Origin of the sequence: Nodularia chucula CCY0103 (genome assembly GCF_963923915.1) — a bacterium.
Lineage (GTDB): Bacteria > Cyanobacteriota > Cyanobacteriia > Cyanobacteriales > Nostocaceae > Nodularia > Nodularia chucula.
In genome coordinates, this window is sequence record NZ_CAWUOL010000098.1 from 1 (window position 1) to 18290 (window position 18290).

The following is an 18290-nucleotide window of genomic DNA, read 5'->3' on the forward strand; positions in this document are numbered from 1 at the left end:
TGATTACCTACTCAATTCTCCTCAACTTTTTCTCGACTTTTTCAGCAAACCCTACTTATTTTGGTATAGTCTTCAATAAAGAATTTGTTATGGAAATGATGGAAAAGAATAAAAGTTATAGCATCCTCGATAGCGACTATATGAATAGACACCAGCTACTACAAGAAGGTTTTCCAACTCATGCACTGCATTCTAAGTTTCATCAACCATAACCCAACGCGCTTATTGAAAATACTAAGGGTAGGGTTCATGGCAGCGATCGCCTATTTGTCCATCCCACTTCCGGCTTCCATGAATTGGTTTACTGACAATTGATTGTTAATGCAGGGCTTTAGAAACATTAGTACCATGCCCTAACCCTGCTATCTGCCAACAAAAATGTAGAATATTAACTAGCTACTTCTTCATGAGTTGCAAAAATAACATTCCCTCTAATTGTCTGTTTAGCTAATACAGAAGCTTTGTCATTCAATGGCAGATTTTTAGCTATTCCATCTTCATTCACCATAATTAATCCTCCTTCAACATTAATTTGCTCAAAGTAACCACCAATCAATTCTTGAATTTGCTCTAAGCTTTCAAGTACAATTTCTTCTTCTAAGCCAAGGCTATTAATGAATGTAGCCATCTTTATTTTTCCTTAATTTAAGATACTCATACACTATTTAATTATACATTTATTTATATACAATTTCAATTGTCTTATTATAGTTTTTACCAGATTTTATTATTTTTAATTGAACAGTTTTCAGTCATTTATTGTTGACTATTTTCCCTTGTTTAAGATTCTTTCTCTAACCATTTTAAATGATAATTTTAGAAGTTAAAATCAGTCAAAAATCATGATATCCCTTACTCTTTATTCCCATTGTTAAGGGAAATCCCAAGTAAAGGCAATCGCCTATAGTGGCCGCTTCCCAATCCTCTAAATACCATACCCAAAAGGTTGACCCCACAGTTGCCACATCTCTTTGTTGAAGGGCGATCGCCATTTCTGAATCATTGCTTGTTCTAAGGCTTGGCGTGGTCTTCTGTCTACTGGGGCATCCCACCAAAAGCCGATGTTAACTGCCGTTGTGAGTTGATAACGATAATGTAATTCTTGGTAGGTACTGATGTAACCTTTGCAGTCGTGAGTATTTTTCCAGCGTTTGTTACTCTGTTTGGTTTCCCCTACATAAAGTAGTATTTCCGCAGCAGAATCAATCACAAAGTAGAGGGCTGCTTGACCATAATGATCCGGCATCCGGTAAAAAGCCATTGATTGTAACTGTAATTTGAAGGGGTCAATGATATCAGCTTGACAATGAGATGGGGCAACATCAAACAAAGTTACTTGCTGTGGTGGTTTACTTTCCCTAACGTGTTTTTGATAATTAAACACCCTTGACTTCCACTGTTGTAAAGCTTCAGCATCCATCACTGGCTTTGCATTTCTCAATATTTTATATTCTGTGTTGGAAAATAAACTCAGTTGTTCCATGTTGAGCGTAAATAACCACCAATTGATTATTGCAGATTTTTCTTAGGGGAAATTACCAAGGCAGAACTTCACCATTAGAATGCCAGAAGGTTCCTGTATTTTCGAGATTTAATTCTTCAATCCGAGTTAGTAGTCCTTTTACTGATTGTTCTGGTGTAATACCGGAGTTAGTAAAGTTGGTCATACGAGTTTTTACCAATCCTGGGTGAAGAATAGCAACAGCAATTCCTTGTGGTTTTAAATCCACAGATAATGATTTACCAGCCATTGATAAAGCTACCTTAGACATTCTATAACCGTAAGAACCACCGGAAGTATTATCTTCAATTGAACCCATACGGCTAGTCATGATAATTACCTTTGAGCCTTTTCTTAAATTGGGAAGCAAAGCTTGAGTAATCCGTAGTGAACCAACGGCATTAACTTCAAATTGCCTACGGATGCTTTCAAAATCCAGGTTAGCCAGACTAGTTCGTTCGACAATACCAGCATTATTAATCAAAACATCAATTGGTTCACCATCAAGTCTTTCAACTAGGTTGCTGACTGATTCATCAGAGGTAATATCTACATTCGTTTCTAGCGATATACCTAAATTATTCAATTCCTCTGAAGCCGAACGACAAACAGCAATAACGCACTCACCTCGTTCTTTAAGTTGATGGCAAAACTCTAAACCAATACCTCGATTTGCCCCTGTTACTAAATAAGTTGCCATATTGTTTTTCTACTGAACTGTCTCATTACAGATGTTGACATCAAGACAAATATATCTCTAATCAAGGTGACATGACTCCGACCTAGACTGAATTTCTTCAGTCCCCGGCAACCCGTCTGCATAGGCGTTTTGGATTCCCGACTGCCCATCGGTACTAATCAATTTGATTCCTCTGTTTCTAATGACTTGACCACTAGCAACATCTCTATCAGTCGTGTAATTGCAACTAGGACAATGATGCACTCTAACGCTCAAATCTTTTCTAACTTCTGCACCACATTCAGGACACTCTTGAGAAGTCCCCCTAGCGCTAACTTCAGCATTAGCGAAGCGGGCGAGCGTACTCGCTCGACAGAATTTACCACGTTTCCAACACAGATGCATCCCTTTTGCTAAAGTCCGGTAATCCAAGTCTTCCATGAAGAGCATATCAGATGTGGCAGGAGTACCCCGATGTTTAGTTAATTTTTATTGACGATTAACGAAAACATAAGGCTTTCGGGGAACAGATCATACTTTCTTACTAGAAAAAGATAGTAAGAAAGTTGATTGTTTTTTGGAAACAAAAAGTTCATAGTGGTTGCATACCAACCAAATCGCGTTGCTCCCAAGAAATTATGCGAACATACTTTGGAGAAGAAACAGTAGCAGCAGTCCCCCCTGCTCAAAGAAATAAAGTTGCAGAAACTGGCACGCTAACAATGATGTTTGCTGCTGGTGTGCTGATGATCGCAGAGATGTCAGTTCACCAAATTCTGTTAGGGGGATTTATGATCCTGGCTGCAATCATTATCGCCCTACCCAAAGAGTCTCAAGCACTATTAACCAATTTTGAGAAATTGCAGCGTAAATATGGGGTTAACCTATACGGCATATTATTTGCAATTTTGACAGTAGTTTGCTTTTTAGACTTTGCCACAGCACCTGCGAATGCTCAGTTTTTTAATAACGCGCAGACGTGGATGAACGACAGCTTTGGTGCGGCAGCAGGTAACGATCAAACAACAGAAGTCATTGATTTATTTTTCAACGTATTACGAGGGTTGTTTCTACTATATGTAGGTGTAGCTCTTGTACAAATTGTACAAGCAGCGCGTAACGATGAAGACTGGAAGACTTTAGCTCGTACACCATTAATCATTGTGTTGTCCGTATTTGTCGGCGATATCATTACAGGGCTGCTCGTTGGAGTTTAGATTATTGGGGAGCGATGTAGCTTATCGTTCCCCAAGAGAAAGGATCAGAAAAATGTCTAAACCTGACAAATTTGAAAAAAATTTTCGCCCAGTCAATAAAATTCTAGGAGAAAGTCCTAGATTGGGTCCATTTCCAGCCGAGCAAATTTTCCCTTGGCTAGGAATAACCTTATCGAGCATCTTCATTTTCCACTACATATTCAATGCCGGGTGGTTGGCCACAGGATTAGTGGCTGCTTGGGGATGTTCAGTTTGGTGGGTACTTTCTGTTCAAAAAGACTACTTTGGCAAATTTGTGGGGGTTCCTCGGCTCAGTAGAGGGTATATGCGTTTTAGATCATTACGACAAACCCAAACCCATACTAATAAAAGACGTAAATCTAGAAAATGAACAAGCCAATGTCTCAAAGTAAAAACCCAAAAATTGGCAAGAGAACTTTAGAAACTCCCCAAATCTCAGTTGTAAAAAGATTGACACCTTTTGAAGATATTATTCATCTAGCTGGGATATGTGAAATTAATTTAGGAGGAAGAAAAGGTATAGGTGCATTAATACTGGAAAGAAATGAAGATATCCAAATAAAGTTTTGCTTTGATTGTGCGGGTATTCACCCTAACTTGCCCTCAGAGCAAATATTACCAATCTTTAATGGCATAGAAAGTGGACTAAAAGAAATCCCTGAAGATGAATCACTAACTATTCATTTTGGTTCCTTCACGGATGACTTTGATAGACAATCGGAACTAAAGCATATTGAGTCTAATTGTATTGAACAACTGAAGCTACTAATACGCAGTGAGAGAGTACGTATTCAAGATTTAACTAAAAATGGTGTGCGCCAGAATAAATTTTTACGGCTATGGTGTACATATACTATTGTTAATGATGAAAAGACTCAGGATTACATAGAATCTACTATTAAAAAATTGCAGAAAATCTGGTATCAGTTTACTGGGGAAATTCACGAGATCAATAATAATCGGATTGAGAATGTTTTACGAAATTCATTCACTGATGGATTTCAACTCTGGGAACAAATCATCAGTAACAAAATGAAATTGAGTGTAAAAGCTCTTTCTGCTGATGAAATTTGGGGAATATTATGGAAACAGTTTAACTGTAGTGAAGCAACTCAGATTCCTAATCCTTTAACAATTAGCGAGAAAGATGGTGTAACAGAAGCCCAAACCAGTGATTTTCACATTAGGCATCATTTACTGGAGAATGAAAAATCTGTACCTTTTTTAGATAGAAAATGGGTAAAAATCCAGGATAAATATATCGGAGCGCTTAATTTCAACGAGAAGCCAGGAGGGTGGGTAGATGAATATGGGCAACTTAAATATCTTTGGGAGGTAATTGCAAGAGAAAGTATTTGTGATACTGAAGTATTTTGCCAAATTAATCGAGTCAATCAAGGAATTGCCAAAACTAATTTACAACGGTTAACGAAGCAATCAATTACCTCTACAGCAATATCAAGTAACTCTGGCAGCATTGATGTCAAAGCCGGGATGAATATAGAAGAAGCTGTAGAAGCTCAAAAAACAATTTATAAAGGTAATTTGGTAGTTTCTACAGCAGTTGTTTTTCTTGTTCATAGAAAAAGCAGACAAAAATTAGATGATGCTTGTCGCTATCTGGCTAGTTGCTTCCTTCGACCTGCCGTAGTCAGTCGAGAAAATGAGTATGCCTGGAAGGTCTGGTTGCAAACCTGTCCATTTGTTTGGGAAGCATTACTCACTAAACCATTCAATCGCAGACTACCGTACTTTAGCTCGGAAGCTCCTGGTTTAATGCCATTGATTTGTACCACCACAGGTGACAAGAGAGGTTTTGAACTAATTGCCGAAGAAGGCGGTACACCTGTTCATCTTGACCTGTACCGAAATCATAAAAATTTGGCAGTCTTTGGTGCAACACGCTCTGGGAAATCTGTACTGGTTGCCGGGATCTTAACTCCAGCGATCGCACAAGGTATCCCAGTTGTTGCCCTAGACTACCCCAAACCTGATGGCACATCCACTTTCACAGACTACACCAATTTATTGGGTAAGGAGGGGGCGTATTTCGACATTAGCAAGGAATTTAACAATTTATTTGAACTTCCAGACTTGCGGGGGATGGGGGAGGAAATTATCAAAGAAAGACTGACAGACTTTAAAGAGTTCATTAAATCAGTTTTAATGACCATGATAATTGGCACTAACGCTATTGGGGTGAGTAGCTCGATGCTGTCTAATATTGAATCAATTGTCACTTTGGCGTTAGAGACATTTTTCAATGAAGATGAAATCAAACTAAGGTACAAAGCAGCCTTAGAAGCAGGGGTGGGGACACAAGAGTGGGATGATACCCCAACTCTAAGAGATTTTTACAATTATTGTTCACCAGGATATATCAAATTAGATTCAATTGCAAACAACAGCAAAGAAGCATTAGAGCAAATTCGACTCAGATTGAAATTTTGGTTAAATACCAGAGTAGGGCAAGCTATTTCTCAGCCTTCAAGTTTTCGCACAGATGCCAAATTATTAGTATTTGCTCTGAGGAATTTAGCTTCAGAAGCAGATGCAGCCATATTAGCTCTTTCGGCTTATGCCGCAGCTTTACGCCGTGCTTTATCTTCTAAAGCCAGCATATTTTTCCTAGATGAAGCCCCAATTCTATTTCAGTTTGAATCAATTGCAGAATTAATTGGGAGATTATGCGCTAATGGTGCAAAGGCAGGAATTAGGGTAATACTTTCTGCACAAGAACCAGAAAGTATTTACCAAAGTAAAGCTGCACCCAAAATATTTGCCAACATTACAACTCGTTTGGTTGGCAGGATTCAATCTTCTGCTATTGACCCATTTGTGGAGCGATTTAAATACCCTTATGAAATTATTCAGGTGAATAGCACAGAAGCTTTTTATCCCAAAAAGGAGGGGATTTATTCACAATGGTTATTAGATGATAACGGTAAACTCACTTTTTGCCGATATTATCCAGCATATTGTTTATTAGCCGCAGTTGCTAATAATCCAGATGAGCAAGAATTACGTACTCTTTTCCTTAATCAATACAAAAATAATCCGTTATTAGGTTTATTTAAATTTTCTGAAGATTATATCAGAATGATTCGAGGAGAAGAGTTATCCCCAGAATCTCAAGAACTACTTAAGCAGAATCAGCAATTAAATACAAAAGTAGCATAAGTCCATGAAAAAACTTACTAAAACTAACAAAATTACTATCGCCACTTCTATTATTGTGGGTGGGATACTTATGAGTACACCTAGCTATGGATTCATCAATATTGGGAATTTTTTAGGTTCAATATTAGATGATATAAGAGGAGAATTAGAATTAATTCAAAGTTTAGCTGTAGCAGAAATTGAGAATACATGGGCAGGAATTAAGGAAGATGCCGTAGCTTCTATTAACGACTCTATTGGAAGCATGGGAGCGCCAGACCCTATCAAATCAGGTAACGAGTTGAAAGACCGACTAGCTAGTGAATATTCATTACCTGTAGCCCAACAGAAAGCACAGGATTTAGAGCGGGAGTTAACCAGAGCATCAATCTCTGCGATCATGGGGGAAGAAGGACAACAAGAAACTGCCAACAAAATCGAAAAAACGACACAAACTGCCCAAGAAGCTCAAACTTTGGCTGAACAAGCCCAGGGAATGGATGCTACTCAAAATATTCTCAAGGTAATGGCGGGGCAGAATGCACAAATAGTTTCTCTCTTAGCACAACAGCGTACCGATTCACTGCAATCACGGCATGATACAGCCCAAACTAATTTGATGTTGACTCAAATTGCCGAAAACTTAGCCAGTCAACGTCAAAGAGAAAATTCGCAGAGAATTGGTTTAGTTGCCGGAAATCATGAATTGATAGGCACATTGCGTTTAAGTAGGTAGGCACAAATAAAGTCAACTATGTAACAGAATGTAAAAGCCTTAGAACCCTTGCGATTACTTCGCTTTACTCCGTTACGCTCGTAATGACATACCTGTAAATTTTCCTGCCTACCTACTTAGATCCTACATATCAACAATAATTATGTCTTTGAAAATTCTTGCTTTCTCTGGCGGAAATTTACTGACCCAAGCATCCGAAACAGCAGAAGAAATTGCTACAGGATTTAACGAACTTTGGGATAATACCCTTTCTGGTGGTTTGTATGCAGCACTTTCTACAGTAGGTGTATTATTTGCTGTGGCAACATTTGTTTTTTTCATGGTTGAATGGACAAAACAAATGGTTAACTTTGAAGAACAACGCGCAATTCCCGATTTTATTTGGGTATTAATAGTTGTAGTCTTGTTAGCTAACAATGGTCAACTTTTAGGTCAAGGAAGTTTAGCTGTAAGGAATTACATTAATAACACTAACAATTTTGTTCTAGAATATACAGCCGAAGATGCTAACTTAAGTGAAGCTTTTAGAAAAGCTTTAGAGAATGAAGCGGCTCGGAGTGCTATTGGAACCGAAATTGAAAATTGTCGGTCTTCATCTTTGACTCCGGAAGATGCTGTTACTTGTTTACAAGATGCTAGAAATAGGCTTTCTACAGAATATCCCAGTTATTTTTCTGGGACTGGTCCACTAGCGGTAGTAATTCAAAGACTAGAAACAATTGTTCAGGCTCCGATTGACGCTATTGATAGCGGTGCTAATCCATTGCAAGTGATATTTTCGCCATTTAGCGCCGTTATCGGTAATAACATCCGGGAGATTGTCACATATATTTTGCTGGGATTAAACGGGGCTTACCAATGGGGCATAGAGCTAACAATGCTAGTGACAGCTTTAATTGGGCCACTTGCTGTAGGAGGATCTTTATTACCCTATGGTGCTAAATCGATTTTTGCATGGTTGACAGGATATTTTAGCGTAGGCATGGCTAAACTATCTTTCAACATTATTGTTGGTTTTGCAGCTCAATTAATGATTACATCTAGAGCAGATCAACCATTATTTTTCTTGTTTGTAATTGGAATTATTGCCCCCTTTTTAGCAACTGGATTAGCTGCGGGTGGTGGATTAGCAGTGCTTCAACAAATCAACAAAGCCGCAGAATTTTACGGTTCTATGGCTATTAAATTTGGGACTATGGCAATTACAAAAGGTGCTAGTGTAGCTGCTCAAAAAATTAAGCCAGGGGGATAAATGCTTAAACCTAGAAATAAACAAGTGCCTTTTAAACTCCTGAGTTATGGAGATTCTGTTACTACAAAATTTGGAGTTATAACTTTAACAGCGTTTTCATTAGCTTTAATTTCGCTAGTTACACAATTTTTAAATTATGGTGCAATCAGGAGGTTAAATAATCAACAAGTGCCGACATTAATTCAATTATCATCAGGTGAAACAATTCGCGCCCAATCTGTTCCTTCTACAGAGAGGTCTAATGAAGTAATTAAGAAATTTGTGTCCGATACATTCATTAGAATGTTTAATTGGGATGGTTTAATCCAAACTTTTAATGAAAGAGGAGAAGCCGTAACTAAACCTGATGATGGTATACCTATCACAGAAGGGAGTAGAAATAGGGTCACGAGTAGGGCTTATGAAGCTTCCTTCGCCATTACAGAACGAGAAGATTTTCGAGCATCTTTTCTACTTAAACTTGCAGAAATGACACCAAATGGTGTGTTTAGTGGAGAAACTCAAATTTCTTTAATTCCTCGATTTATTTCTGAGCCTCGACGACTCAGAGATGGAAGATGGGAAATTGATTTTATCGCTACTCTTGTTACTTTTTCGCGGAATAATAATGCGGGAGAAGGAATACCATTTAACAAAACTATTACGGTGGAAGCTGTCACTACTCCACAAAATCCGCCAAATGAAACTACTGAATTAGCTAAAAAAATCTATGCGGCTCGTCAAGCGGGATTGGAAATTACCCAAATTGTTGACTTGGATTTACGAGGAAGAAATAATTAATTATGGCTAATGATATTGGTCTACCTGATGAAGGAAATACATCTACAGTAGATACCATTCTGAATATTGATGAGCAGAATGATTCTACCAATTCTGAAAATATTGAACTTGAAGAAGATGAAGATCCAGCCGAAAATGTAACAAAACACAATCTAACGAACTCTCCTTGGTCAAAATTCGGTGTAGTTGGATTCTTTTTCGGAACTGGATTTTTTGTGGTATTTTTGTTTTTTAGTGGGGTTTTGAATAGAAATTCGTCAGTAAAAAATGAAGAAATCCCCTCGGAAATTCCGGAAGAAACTCTAGCTAGAATAGAGAACAATAATGGAGATATTTTTGCTCAAGCAGCACTAGGAAAACAAGAAAGTGAACTGCAAAAAATTAATCAAAGACCATCAGTAACTCCAGAATCAAGCGAAAATCAAGAAACCATTCCAGAACCAAGAAATCCTTCAAATCCCTCTCCTCCCCCAGAACCAAGAAATCCTCCAAATCCCTCTCCTTCCCCAGCCCCAGCACCTGTTAACCGTTCGGCGCAACGAGATGTTTCCCCTACTGTACGTCCTCTACCACCTCCTACATCTCGACCACAACCACAACCACGTAATGTTTCTGTTTCACCAGCACCATCAACAGCACCAGATCCTATTGCCGAACTAAATCGATTACGAAACGTAGGTTCATTTGGCAATATAGCTTATGCCAATTCAACGCCCAGCAGAACTATCCCACAGCGCACACTTACCAGAGATAATAGCGAGACAGCCGTGCAAGACAGCAACTTTGCAAGCCCCACTGGAAGCAATCGCCAAAATACTCCCAATACTGCTTCTAGTAGGATTGAGAGAATAGAACCTCGTTGGCAAGCAAACCAGCGAAACCGTCAAACTTCAGAGGTAGCGGCAGATTTTAGAATAGCTTCAGTTTTGCCCCAGGAGGCTCAAATTCTTAACGAGCGTCGCAATCGTTATCTAGTAGTAGGGGAATTTGCTAGTGGCGAATTAATTACACCTTTGGTCAAAGAACAAGCCACTGATAGAAGCCAACAAAGTGAAGATGGCAAGCGTTATGTAGCAAGGCTCACTGAAGATTTAAAAGACAACGAAGGCAACGTTGCGATCGCCAGTGGCAGTTTAATGGCACTGGAAATTCTCTCGGTTGATGGTGCAAACTACGCTCAGGTTCAAGTGACAAGCATGATCAAGGATAACATTGAATACCCCATTAATGGTGGGGCAATTACTGTCCAAGGTGACGGGGGTAGACCGTTAATTGCTCAACAGTTCAAAGATAAAGGTGGAGAAATCGCCCAGTATGACCTCACTGTTGGGCTAGTCAGTGGGTTGGGAAAAGTTGGAGAAATTATCAATCAACCTGATATTCAAGATGAGATAGAAGATGAATTATTAGATGGGACTATCCGCCGCCGGACTCGCGTCAATAATAGTCGCCGCAATATCCCTGGGGCTATTCTAGAAGGCGCATTCGGAAATCTCAGCGATATTATTGGTCGTCGGGCGGAAACCTCCACTAGAGAAATACTGGCTCGTCCCAATGTTTGGTACATCCCCAGGGATACGAAAGTTACTTTTCAAGTCAATCGCACTTTAGAGCTTCCATAATTCATTCAAATTTCGATCTATTGGATGCTTTTAGATGATCATGAATGCTAAAAAATTAAACCTCACAGGTTGGATAATCAGTTTGGGCATAAGTTTGATTCCATTCACAGCTGATGCAACTACACCCATTATTCGCAGTTTTAAACAATCTGAAGTTAGTGGAGATACTGGCACACTACAGACAATTAATGTGTGGAATGGCCATGGTGTCAGTATTTCTTTTTACCAAACGGGGGAAATCATCAAACGTGCTTGGATTGATGATCCTTCTCAAATCCTGATTGATACAGATGGTTGCTTGCAAGGAATTGATAGCAGCTGCGAAAATCCTGGTGCTGGTTTAATTCACTTGCGACGGATTAACAGAATCGAGATTCCAGGATTACCGCAGACTTGGGGGACACACTTAACTATTATTACGGAAACCACTGGAAATCAGCGTCAATCATATCACTTCCGAGTTATACCTGCTGATGGTAATCCTAAGTATAGTCAAGTGGCAATTATCAATAACCCACCAACTCCAAGAAGGTTACAGTCATTACGTGTAACTTTCAATCAAGCACAAGAGGTGAGAGCGGGAGTAAGAGTTGCCCTAACAAATCAATGGATCAATTCATCAGACCCATTGCACCAGCGTATCACGAGCTTTGTTGGTTATCTAACTCAAGGCGATGAAATTCAGGTGGCTGCTGATAAGGCAGTGGTGTCAATGGAGCTTGTGAATAAGCTCATTGAAATTGGTAAAAATCCTCCAGAATCCCCAGAAAAAACTCCACAAATATTTACAGGTATTAGTAATGAAATCTAAACAGCAAAAAAATTGGGACGTTACACGTTACCTCATCTTACTTGGTCTACTAGGCGGTTTATTTATTCATGGATTTGTGAAGCATGGTATTCTTAATCAGGCAATTAGTTTTTTGATGCCCAAAGCAACTGCTGAAGTTCCCATCATTGAATCAGAATCAGGATTTATGCCCGATTGGTCAAATATGAGATTTCGGGACATGACCATTCAAGAAAGCGGTAGTATATCTTTTCCAGGACAACAAGGAACTGAAACTAGAACATGGAATGCTGGACAAAGTATTGCTGAATTTCTAGAACTTGGTGATTTTGAAGAATCAGGCTTTAATCTGGAAAATCTGCAATTAAATCAAATAGCCGAATATTTAAATCTAAACCTTGGTAATTTAAAATTATCAGATTTTGATTTAGTTGAATGGCAAACCTTACCAGATTTAGCTAATGCTATTCCTAATCTTCAACAAGAATATGTGGAAAATGTGCCTGTAATTCAGGATTTTTTAGATAATCTCGGAATTACTGCCAACAATCAAACAGTTGAACAGGTAATAAATTTGTATCAGTTGGATAACAATGTTCTTGGTGACTCTATAAATTTAGAACAATACGATCTAAGTTCTATTCCTGGCATTGAATATGCACGAATTGAAGAATTTAATAATTGGCAAGATAGTTTAATTGATGGAATCCCAGGATTGATAGATTTACCTTGGAGTCAGTTACCTAACTTGCCAACAGCAAACATGGCCTTTATTGGTAAAGTGGATGTAGTATTACGGGATATTGAAGCTAATCGTGTTCGTAGCATTTCTGGAAGCTATGAAGAGGGGTTTAATGTACCTTGTTATCAAAATAATTGCGCTCATGCAGAAATGGCAGGGGTGGGTGCAACTACTGGTGTACAGTGGATGTCCGGTAAATATCAACAAGTAAATGGTGGTTTTGGTGTTTTAAGTGCAGTCAATGGCGGCCAAGAACCTACTGGAAGACATCCTTTTGGCCCTGCATTCAAGCAAGTGATTTGGGACATCAATGAAGCCCAAGGCAGTATGACTACAGCAATGTTTTTTAGAGTTTGTCAGCGAATAGCCTTTGTCCGTACTTGTTCCCCCTATTTTATTGGGCCTGTCCCCTTCATAAATTATCGAGAAAAAGACCCCATTATTTTTGGTGATCCGCCTTCTTTACCTTGAGAATGGTTCAGAGTGAGTTCGTTTAACCCTTGCGGTTGTAGTTTGTCTTGATCTTAATATCCAATTAAAAAGTGAGTAACCTACAAAATCAGATATCAACTCAAATTGAACAGCTACAAGATCCACAGCATGATATTGGGAGATATACACATCATTTATTCTCTCCCAATGGACTAGCTGTACTCTCTATGTTAGGAGCTTACATCATTATTCAATTCTTTTTCGGAGATGGTGATAAAAAGAAACTAGCTTCTGGGTATTGGGGAAGTAGAAAGGAGATTACTACGGCTCAGAAAAAAGCTAAAAAACAAATCTTAGCAACTAAATGTGATAGTGCTGCTTTGTATATTGGTAAGCATCCATTTCCCAAAACTAAAAAACAAAAAGGTAGTGGTGGTCTTCCTCTTTATGTTCCTGATGTCCAAAGAGGTACAGCTGCTATTGGCGCTCCCGGTAGCGGGAAAACCTTCAGTGCTATTAACCCCATGATCTACTCTGCCATTGAGCAAGGTTTTCCGATCATTGCTTACGACTTTAAGTATCCATCCCAAGCGAAAATAGCAGCTTACGCTAAGAAGATGGGATATGATGTTCACATTTTCGCCCCTGGCTTTCCTGAATCTGAAGTCTGCAATCCACTAGATTTTCTCCGCGATTCTTCTGATGCCGAAACTGCAAGACAAATTGCCACGGTCATCAATAAAAACTTCCGCATTCTCAGTAATAGCAATGAGGATGGTTTTTTTGGACCCGCCGGCGATCAGCTGACGCAAGCTATTTTGATGTTGACTAAAGAGTTTGGTCGTGCAGATGTCATGACCAGCGCCGCTATCCTTTCTAGCGAACAAATGGTGAAAAGGTTGATGGCAGCTAATCTTAATCCTTGGATCAAGATGGCCTTTGGGCAATTGTTCGGTTCCGCAGCTAGTGAAAAAACAGTGGCTGGCATTGTAGCGACCGCCAGCATCATGTTCACCCGCTTCATGGCCAAGAATACCTTGGGCTGTTTTGTTGGCAAGACGACTCTACCTTTAGAAATTAAGGGTAAGCAGATGATTATTTTTGGGCTGGACAGAGAACGTCGTGATGCGATCGCACCTTTGATGTGTAGTGTTTTACACATGACCATTGCCCGAAATATCGCCCAAAAACGCCAAGACCCTTTAATAGTTGCACTTGATGAATTACCCTCAATCTACTTGCCCGATTTATTCAAGTGGCTTAACGAATCTCGAAGTGAGGGATTTTGCGGGATCTTGGGCTGGCAGAATATGGGGCAGCTTGAGAAAAATTACGGTAAGGAGGTAGCGAAAACTATCCTTGGTGCTTGCGGGAGTAAATTCATTTTTAATCCCGGCGAACATGACTCTGCACAATTATTCTCCAGTTTTCTCGGAGATGAAGAAATTAAGTATAAACACAAAAGTCGTTCTACTGGTAGCGGTAAAACTAATACTACTACTAGCGACCAGGAGAAAACTAAAAAACTCTTTGAATCTGCCCAGTTTCTTAAACTTCCGGCAGGAAGATGTGTTTTCATCAACCCTGCATACTCAAACAAAATAGAGGGATCAGTTCCACTACTAAGAAGTATTAAAATCCCCAAGGCTGTAATTGCAATTGATGAATATAACCAAACTAACTGGAAAAAAATTGTCAGCTTATTAGCAAGGAAAAGTACCCAAACAATACCTACAAGAGAGGATTTAGAGATCAGGATTGAAGATTTTAATAGTAGATTTCCTATTCCTGAAGGTCCTGTGGATACTACAGCCGCACAGAAACCAAATTACGAAAATTTTTCATCTTTCTCCTTTTAGCCATGAGAATTAAAATCCAAGAAACTGCAATCAGTGATTTTGCTCATAATTTTGAGCAACTTTCTCACATTCAAAATAGGTTTTGTAATCTCTTAGATTTAGATTTCAATATTACCAGCCAGTTGGAAAAACAAGCAAAATTCCGACCATCGATTAAGAAGCCAGGTATAAGAGTTAATGTTAAATTTTCAGACATTATACCTGCCTTAACTATAGACTATTATCAACAAATCATAATTGATTATATTCAAGGGATTGGCTGGGATGATCTGCAATATGTAGGTTTTATTCAAAAATCAAATGTAGTAGTCGAAATTGATATTATCTTTAACCGGATTATATCTCAAAATCGCGTCATCTCTTTACGATGCTTAGGAGCTAATTGGCAGCAATATCAAATAATTAGGGACTCATACAGTAATATTTTGCAATCTTTATCTCCCAATAGTTTATGTTTGATGAACGCTCTTTAAATCTTGTTTCTTCTTATGTCAAGATACAAGAAACATTAATAAATAATCTTGAAGAAATCTGGCTTGAAGGCATTGTACCGTTGGTCAACGCGATCGCTGAACGGTTGCAATATGAGTGGGAGCAAAGAGCCAAAATTGAACTTGGGCAAGAAACTTATGTCATGACTCCTGATGGCGCTGGGGGTTGGAAGTGGGAAAAAGCAGATCCTCTAGCTGAAGAATATGACGACCTGGAAAGCGATCTTTGGACTACTGATACTCTCATACCTTCACTTTCACCCGCTACTACCCAAAAAATGCTGATTGGTTCTTCTGAATCTGAACAGGAAGAGCAAACTGTAACTACAGTTGTCAGTTCACCTCCTGCTCATATTGACATTGAACACTGGCAAGAAATAGTGGAGGGGAGCGCCATTCACCCAGATATTGCTAGTCGGAATTTTCGCAGTTTGCAGGAAGATTCCATAGAACAGGCAAATGAAGCTTGGGAATATCTGATGTACAGTGACAAGCTAGAACGCACTAATACTGGCAGGCTTTCTAGTGGAATGCTGCGAAAATACGCTCACCTGGAACAAGGTGGCTGGTGGTGTGATGCTGGGGTTGATCCTCGCTCATTTGCGGATTTGCAACCAGGGGACAAACCTGAGAGAAAATTGTGGGGATGTTTTAAACCCAATGAACCCAGAGAAAGCAGTGATAAACCAGGAAAGAAAATTAAATACGAAAATCCACCTAAGACTGATCTGAGTATTTTCTTATTGGATGTCCCGGATGATGTTGCTGGGCGTATCTATAATAAAGCAGGGGTAGATCCTAGCGAGAGCGATCGCGCCAGTGGATTTTGGTATTGTGTATGGAAGCACAATGTCCCCGTCACTATTACTGAGGGAGCGAAAAAGGCTGCCAGTATTTTAAGTCAGGGCGAAGCTGCCATTGGACTTTCTGGGATTTATGGAGGGTATCGTAGTCGAGATGAACAAGGAAATCAAATACCACCAAAGCTACATCCTGAATTGGCAGTGTTTGCCACACCAGCAAGGGAAATGACTTTCTGCTTTGATGATGAAACCCGACCCAAAACAGTCCGAAATATTGAGATTTCCACACTACGCACTGCGGGACTTCTGGAAGCAGCCGGGGCTAAAGTGAACGTCATTCGTCTGCCAGGGACAGAGAAAGGCGTAGATGATTTTATTGTCAATAATGGTGCTGAGGAATTTAAGGTTTTACTTGACCAAGCCGAATCTTTAGAGGAATGGCACAAACAAAATCAGAAAGTCTGGGATGTCAAACATAAACCCATTAAGAAAAAATTGAATCCCGACAAAATTGATAATATCACTAACAAGTTAGTTAATAATGCCCCTGGAGACTTTACTGACCCAGAGGATTTTTGCTTCACAATCTTTCTCAAGGATGGTACTACCAAAAAACTTTACGAACAAAAAAACGGCACTGTTGAGACTAACGCTGTCCGAGAAAATCTCACTGATGAAGAAATTCTCAATTTGGGTGTTAAACCTCGCACACCATCTCAAAGTGAAATTATCTCCGTAGAATCTCCCTCTGTTTCTCCTCAAAGAAACTATTTCCAATCGAATGAAAAACCTAAACAATACTGGGCAAAGCAAAGGGATGTAGCAGTTTTTAAAAGAACTATTCCCAGAAGATTTGTAGAAGCCACGGAAAATAAATATATTGCCCTTGCTGCCAAACAACTATTGAATAATTATGGTGTAGAACATGACGACAATAGTTTTGTTTACAAGAGCGATGCTTTTACGATTAGAGAGTTTCGTGGGACTTACAGTATCCATCAACACGAGGATGAACAAGCCAGTTATTTTGCTAACCCCTTGATGCAGTTTCAAGTAAATCCTCAAGGAAAAGTCAAGATTCTGAAAAATCCCGACCAAATGCTCAGTGTAGAGCGGCAAGAGTTTTTAATGGTCGCCGATTACCTCAATCATGGCCAAGAATTGCCGAGGCTTGATCTTGATACCAGAGAATTATCGAATAGTCTTGGTTCTTTGGCTCCTCAAGGAACCCAAAATATTTTGGAAAGTTTTCGCCAAGGTGAAATTCTCAAAGTTATGCACGGCACTTTAAGCAAAGCCAAATCTGATGAGGTGGAAATAGGAGACTACCGCATCCAGTCGAACCGGGACACAAAAGCAGGTAAGGTTTTTCTGCGTTTATTTAAACAAGACAAGATTGGGGAAAAAGAAAAAGTCAGATTTGAGTTGAACCGTACTCCTCACGGGATCACTAATCAAGTCAGAATCATGACGCTCGATGATCATGACTTAGCCAATCTTAAACAAATTAGTAAAAAACTTAATATAGATGCTCCTTCTCGAAAGCTTAACTCACCTGCGAATCATTACACAACATCACCACGCGCATCTGCACAGGCTGATTCTGCTTATGTCTGTTCTCCTCCCGCGAACACTCGTGATATTTCTCTGCCATTGCACTCAGAACTAGCTAAAGTTTGGGAGCAATTAGAAAATTCAGTTAGTTGGACAAGTGCATCCAATCAGGGTAACAACAATCTCCGAGAAAAACTTCAGCAAGATGGCAAGTTGACTATTGGTGAACAGCGCGAACTCTACTTTAAATTTCTTTTGCAATCCAAAGATGAACAACTGCTCAGGGGGAAAACTGAAATCATACTTCCGCCACTTGAATCTATTCTGACTGACCTAAAAAAATCTCGGCGAGAATTTATCGATTCCACCTACACTCCAAACGTTAGCAAGATTGAAAAAACTCAGGAAAAGCCCTTTGAGAATGAGCTTTGAACGAATTCTGACGCATATTGCAGGTTCATGAGGTATCGCAGCAATTTCCTAAGCAATTGCCTTCGGCACAGCGCGCCGCGCGATCGCCAGCCTATAAACTTCTTCTAGCACAGACACCAATTCATCTTTCTACGAGCTAAACGCCAAGCGAACGCGTATCCCTGACGCTACGGTGTACACACAAGTAGGCCTAGAGCGAGTTTCCAACCAAAAAAGGTGG

At 39.5% G+C, this 18290-nt stretch carries 15 protein-coding genes and 1 pseudogene; 12 read left to right on the plus strand and 4 right to left on the minus strand.

The window, feature by feature from the left end:
- A pseudogene (locus ACM0OP_RS20245) lies at positions 1–212 on the plus strand (hypothetical protein); the annotation flags it as partial.
- A gap of 176 nt (positions 213–388) precedes the next feature.
- On the opposite strand, the gene ACM0OP_RS20250 reads toward ACM0OP_RS20245, so the two are convergent.
- The 4 genes from ACM0OP_RS20250 to ACM0OP_RS20265 form a co-directional block, all read right to left on the minus strand.
- Complete coding sequence (locus ACM0OP_RS20250) at positions 389–628, minus strand: DUF3846 domain-containing protein (protein ID WP_414530224.1); 240 nt, start codon at positions 626–628, stop codon at positions 389–391.
- Between the two features lie 297 nt (positions 629–925).
- Positions 926–1483 (minus strand): GIY-YIG nuclease family protein, encoded by a 558-nt coding sequence (locus ACM0OP_RS20255; RefSeq protein ID WP_414530225.1) that lies wholly within the window; start codon positions 1481–1483, stop codon positions 926–928.
- A 52-nt stretch (positions 1484–1535) separates the two neighbouring features.
- Positions 1536–2201, minus strand: a complete 666-nt coding sequence (locus ACM0OP_RS20260) for an SDR family oxidoreductase (RefSeq protein ID WP_414530226.1) — start codon at positions 2199–2201, stop codon at positions 1536–1538.
- Positions 2202–2258: 57 nt separating this feature from the next.
- The gene (locus ACM0OP_RS20265; RefSeq protein ID WP_414530227.1) at positions 2259–2621 is read right to left on the minus strand and encodes a zinc ribbon domain-containing protein; all 363 of its coding nucleotides are present in this window, start codon (positions 2619–2621) and stop codon (positions 2259–2261) included.
- Between the two features lie 197 nt (positions 2622–2818).
- Here ACM0OP_RS20265 and ACM0OP_RS20270 point away from each other — a divergent pair, with 197 nt between their 5' ends.
- From ACM0OP_RS20270 to ACM0OP_RS20320, 11 genes are all read left to right on the plus strand, one after another.
- The gene (locus tag ACM0OP_RS20270; protein ID WP_414530228.1) at positions 2819–3397 is read left to right on the plus strand and encodes a hypothetical protein; all 579 of its coding nucleotides are present in this window, start codon (positions 2819–2821) and stop codon (positions 3395–3397) included.
- 387 nt (positions 3398–3784) lie between these two features.
- Positions 3785–6598: a hypothetical protein gene (locus tag ACM0OP_RS20275; protein ID WP_414530229.1), complete on the plus strand. Its 2814-nt coding sequence runs from the start codon at positions 3785–3787 to the stop codon at positions 6596–6598.
- Positions 6599–6602: 4 nt separating this feature from the next.
- Positions 6603–7313, plus strand: a complete 711-nt coding sequence (locus tag ACM0OP_RS20280; RefSeq protein ID WP_414530230.1) for a hypothetical protein — start codon at positions 6603–6605, stop codon at positions 7311–7313.
- 142 nt (positions 7314–7455) lie between these two features.
- Positions 7456–8565, plus strand: a complete 1110-nt coding sequence (locus tag ACM0OP_RS20285; protein ID WP_414530231.1) for a hypothetical protein — start codon at positions 7456–7458, stop codon at positions 8563–8565.
- Positions 8566–9345: a hypothetical protein gene (locus tag ACM0OP_RS20290; protein ID WP_414530232.1), complete on the plus strand. Its 780-nt coding sequence runs from the start codon at positions 8566–8568 to the stop codon at positions 9343–9345.
- Positions 9346–9347: 2 nt separating this feature from the next.
- Positions 9348–10967: a TrbI/VirB10 family protein gene (locus ACM0OP_RS20295; RefSeq protein ID WP_414530233.1), complete on the plus strand. Its 1620-nt coding sequence runs from the start codon at positions 9348–9350 to the stop codon at positions 10965–10967.
- A 40-nt stretch (positions 10968–11007) separates the two neighbouring features.
- The gene (locus ACM0OP_RS20300; RefSeq protein ID WP_414530234.1) at positions 11008–11778 is read left to right on the plus strand and encodes a hypothetical protein; all 771 of its coding nucleotides are present in this window, start codon (positions 11008–11010) and stop codon (positions 11776–11778) included.
- Complete coding sequence (locus tag ACM0OP_RS20305; protein ID WP_414530235.1) at positions 11768–12970, plus strand: hypothetical protein; 1203 nt, start codon at positions 11768–11770, stop codon at positions 12968–12970. Before ACM0OP_RS20300 ends, ACM0OP_RS20305 begins: the two co-directional genes overlap by 11 nt.
- A 71-nt stretch (positions 12971–13041) precedes the next feature.
- Positions 13042–14790, plus strand: coding sequence for a type IV secretory system conjugative DNA transfer family protein (locus ACM0OP_RS20310; protein WP_414530236.1), 1749 nt, complete (start codon positions 13042–13044; stop codon positions 14788–14790).
- 2 nt (positions 14791–14792) lie between these two features.
- Positions 14793–15263: a hypothetical protein gene (locus ACM0OP_RS20315; protein WP_414530237.1), complete on the plus strand. Its 471-nt coding sequence runs from the start codon at positions 14793–14795 to the stop codon at positions 15261–15263.
- Positions 15242–18070, plus strand: a complete 2829-nt coding sequence (locus ACM0OP_RS20320) for a DUF3854 domain-containing protein (protein ID WP_414530238.1) — start codon at positions 15242–15244, stop codon at positions 18068–18070. Before ACM0OP_RS20315 ends, ACM0OP_RS20320 begins: the two co-directional genes overlap by 22 nt.
- Positions 18071–18290: the final 220 nt, after the last annotated feature.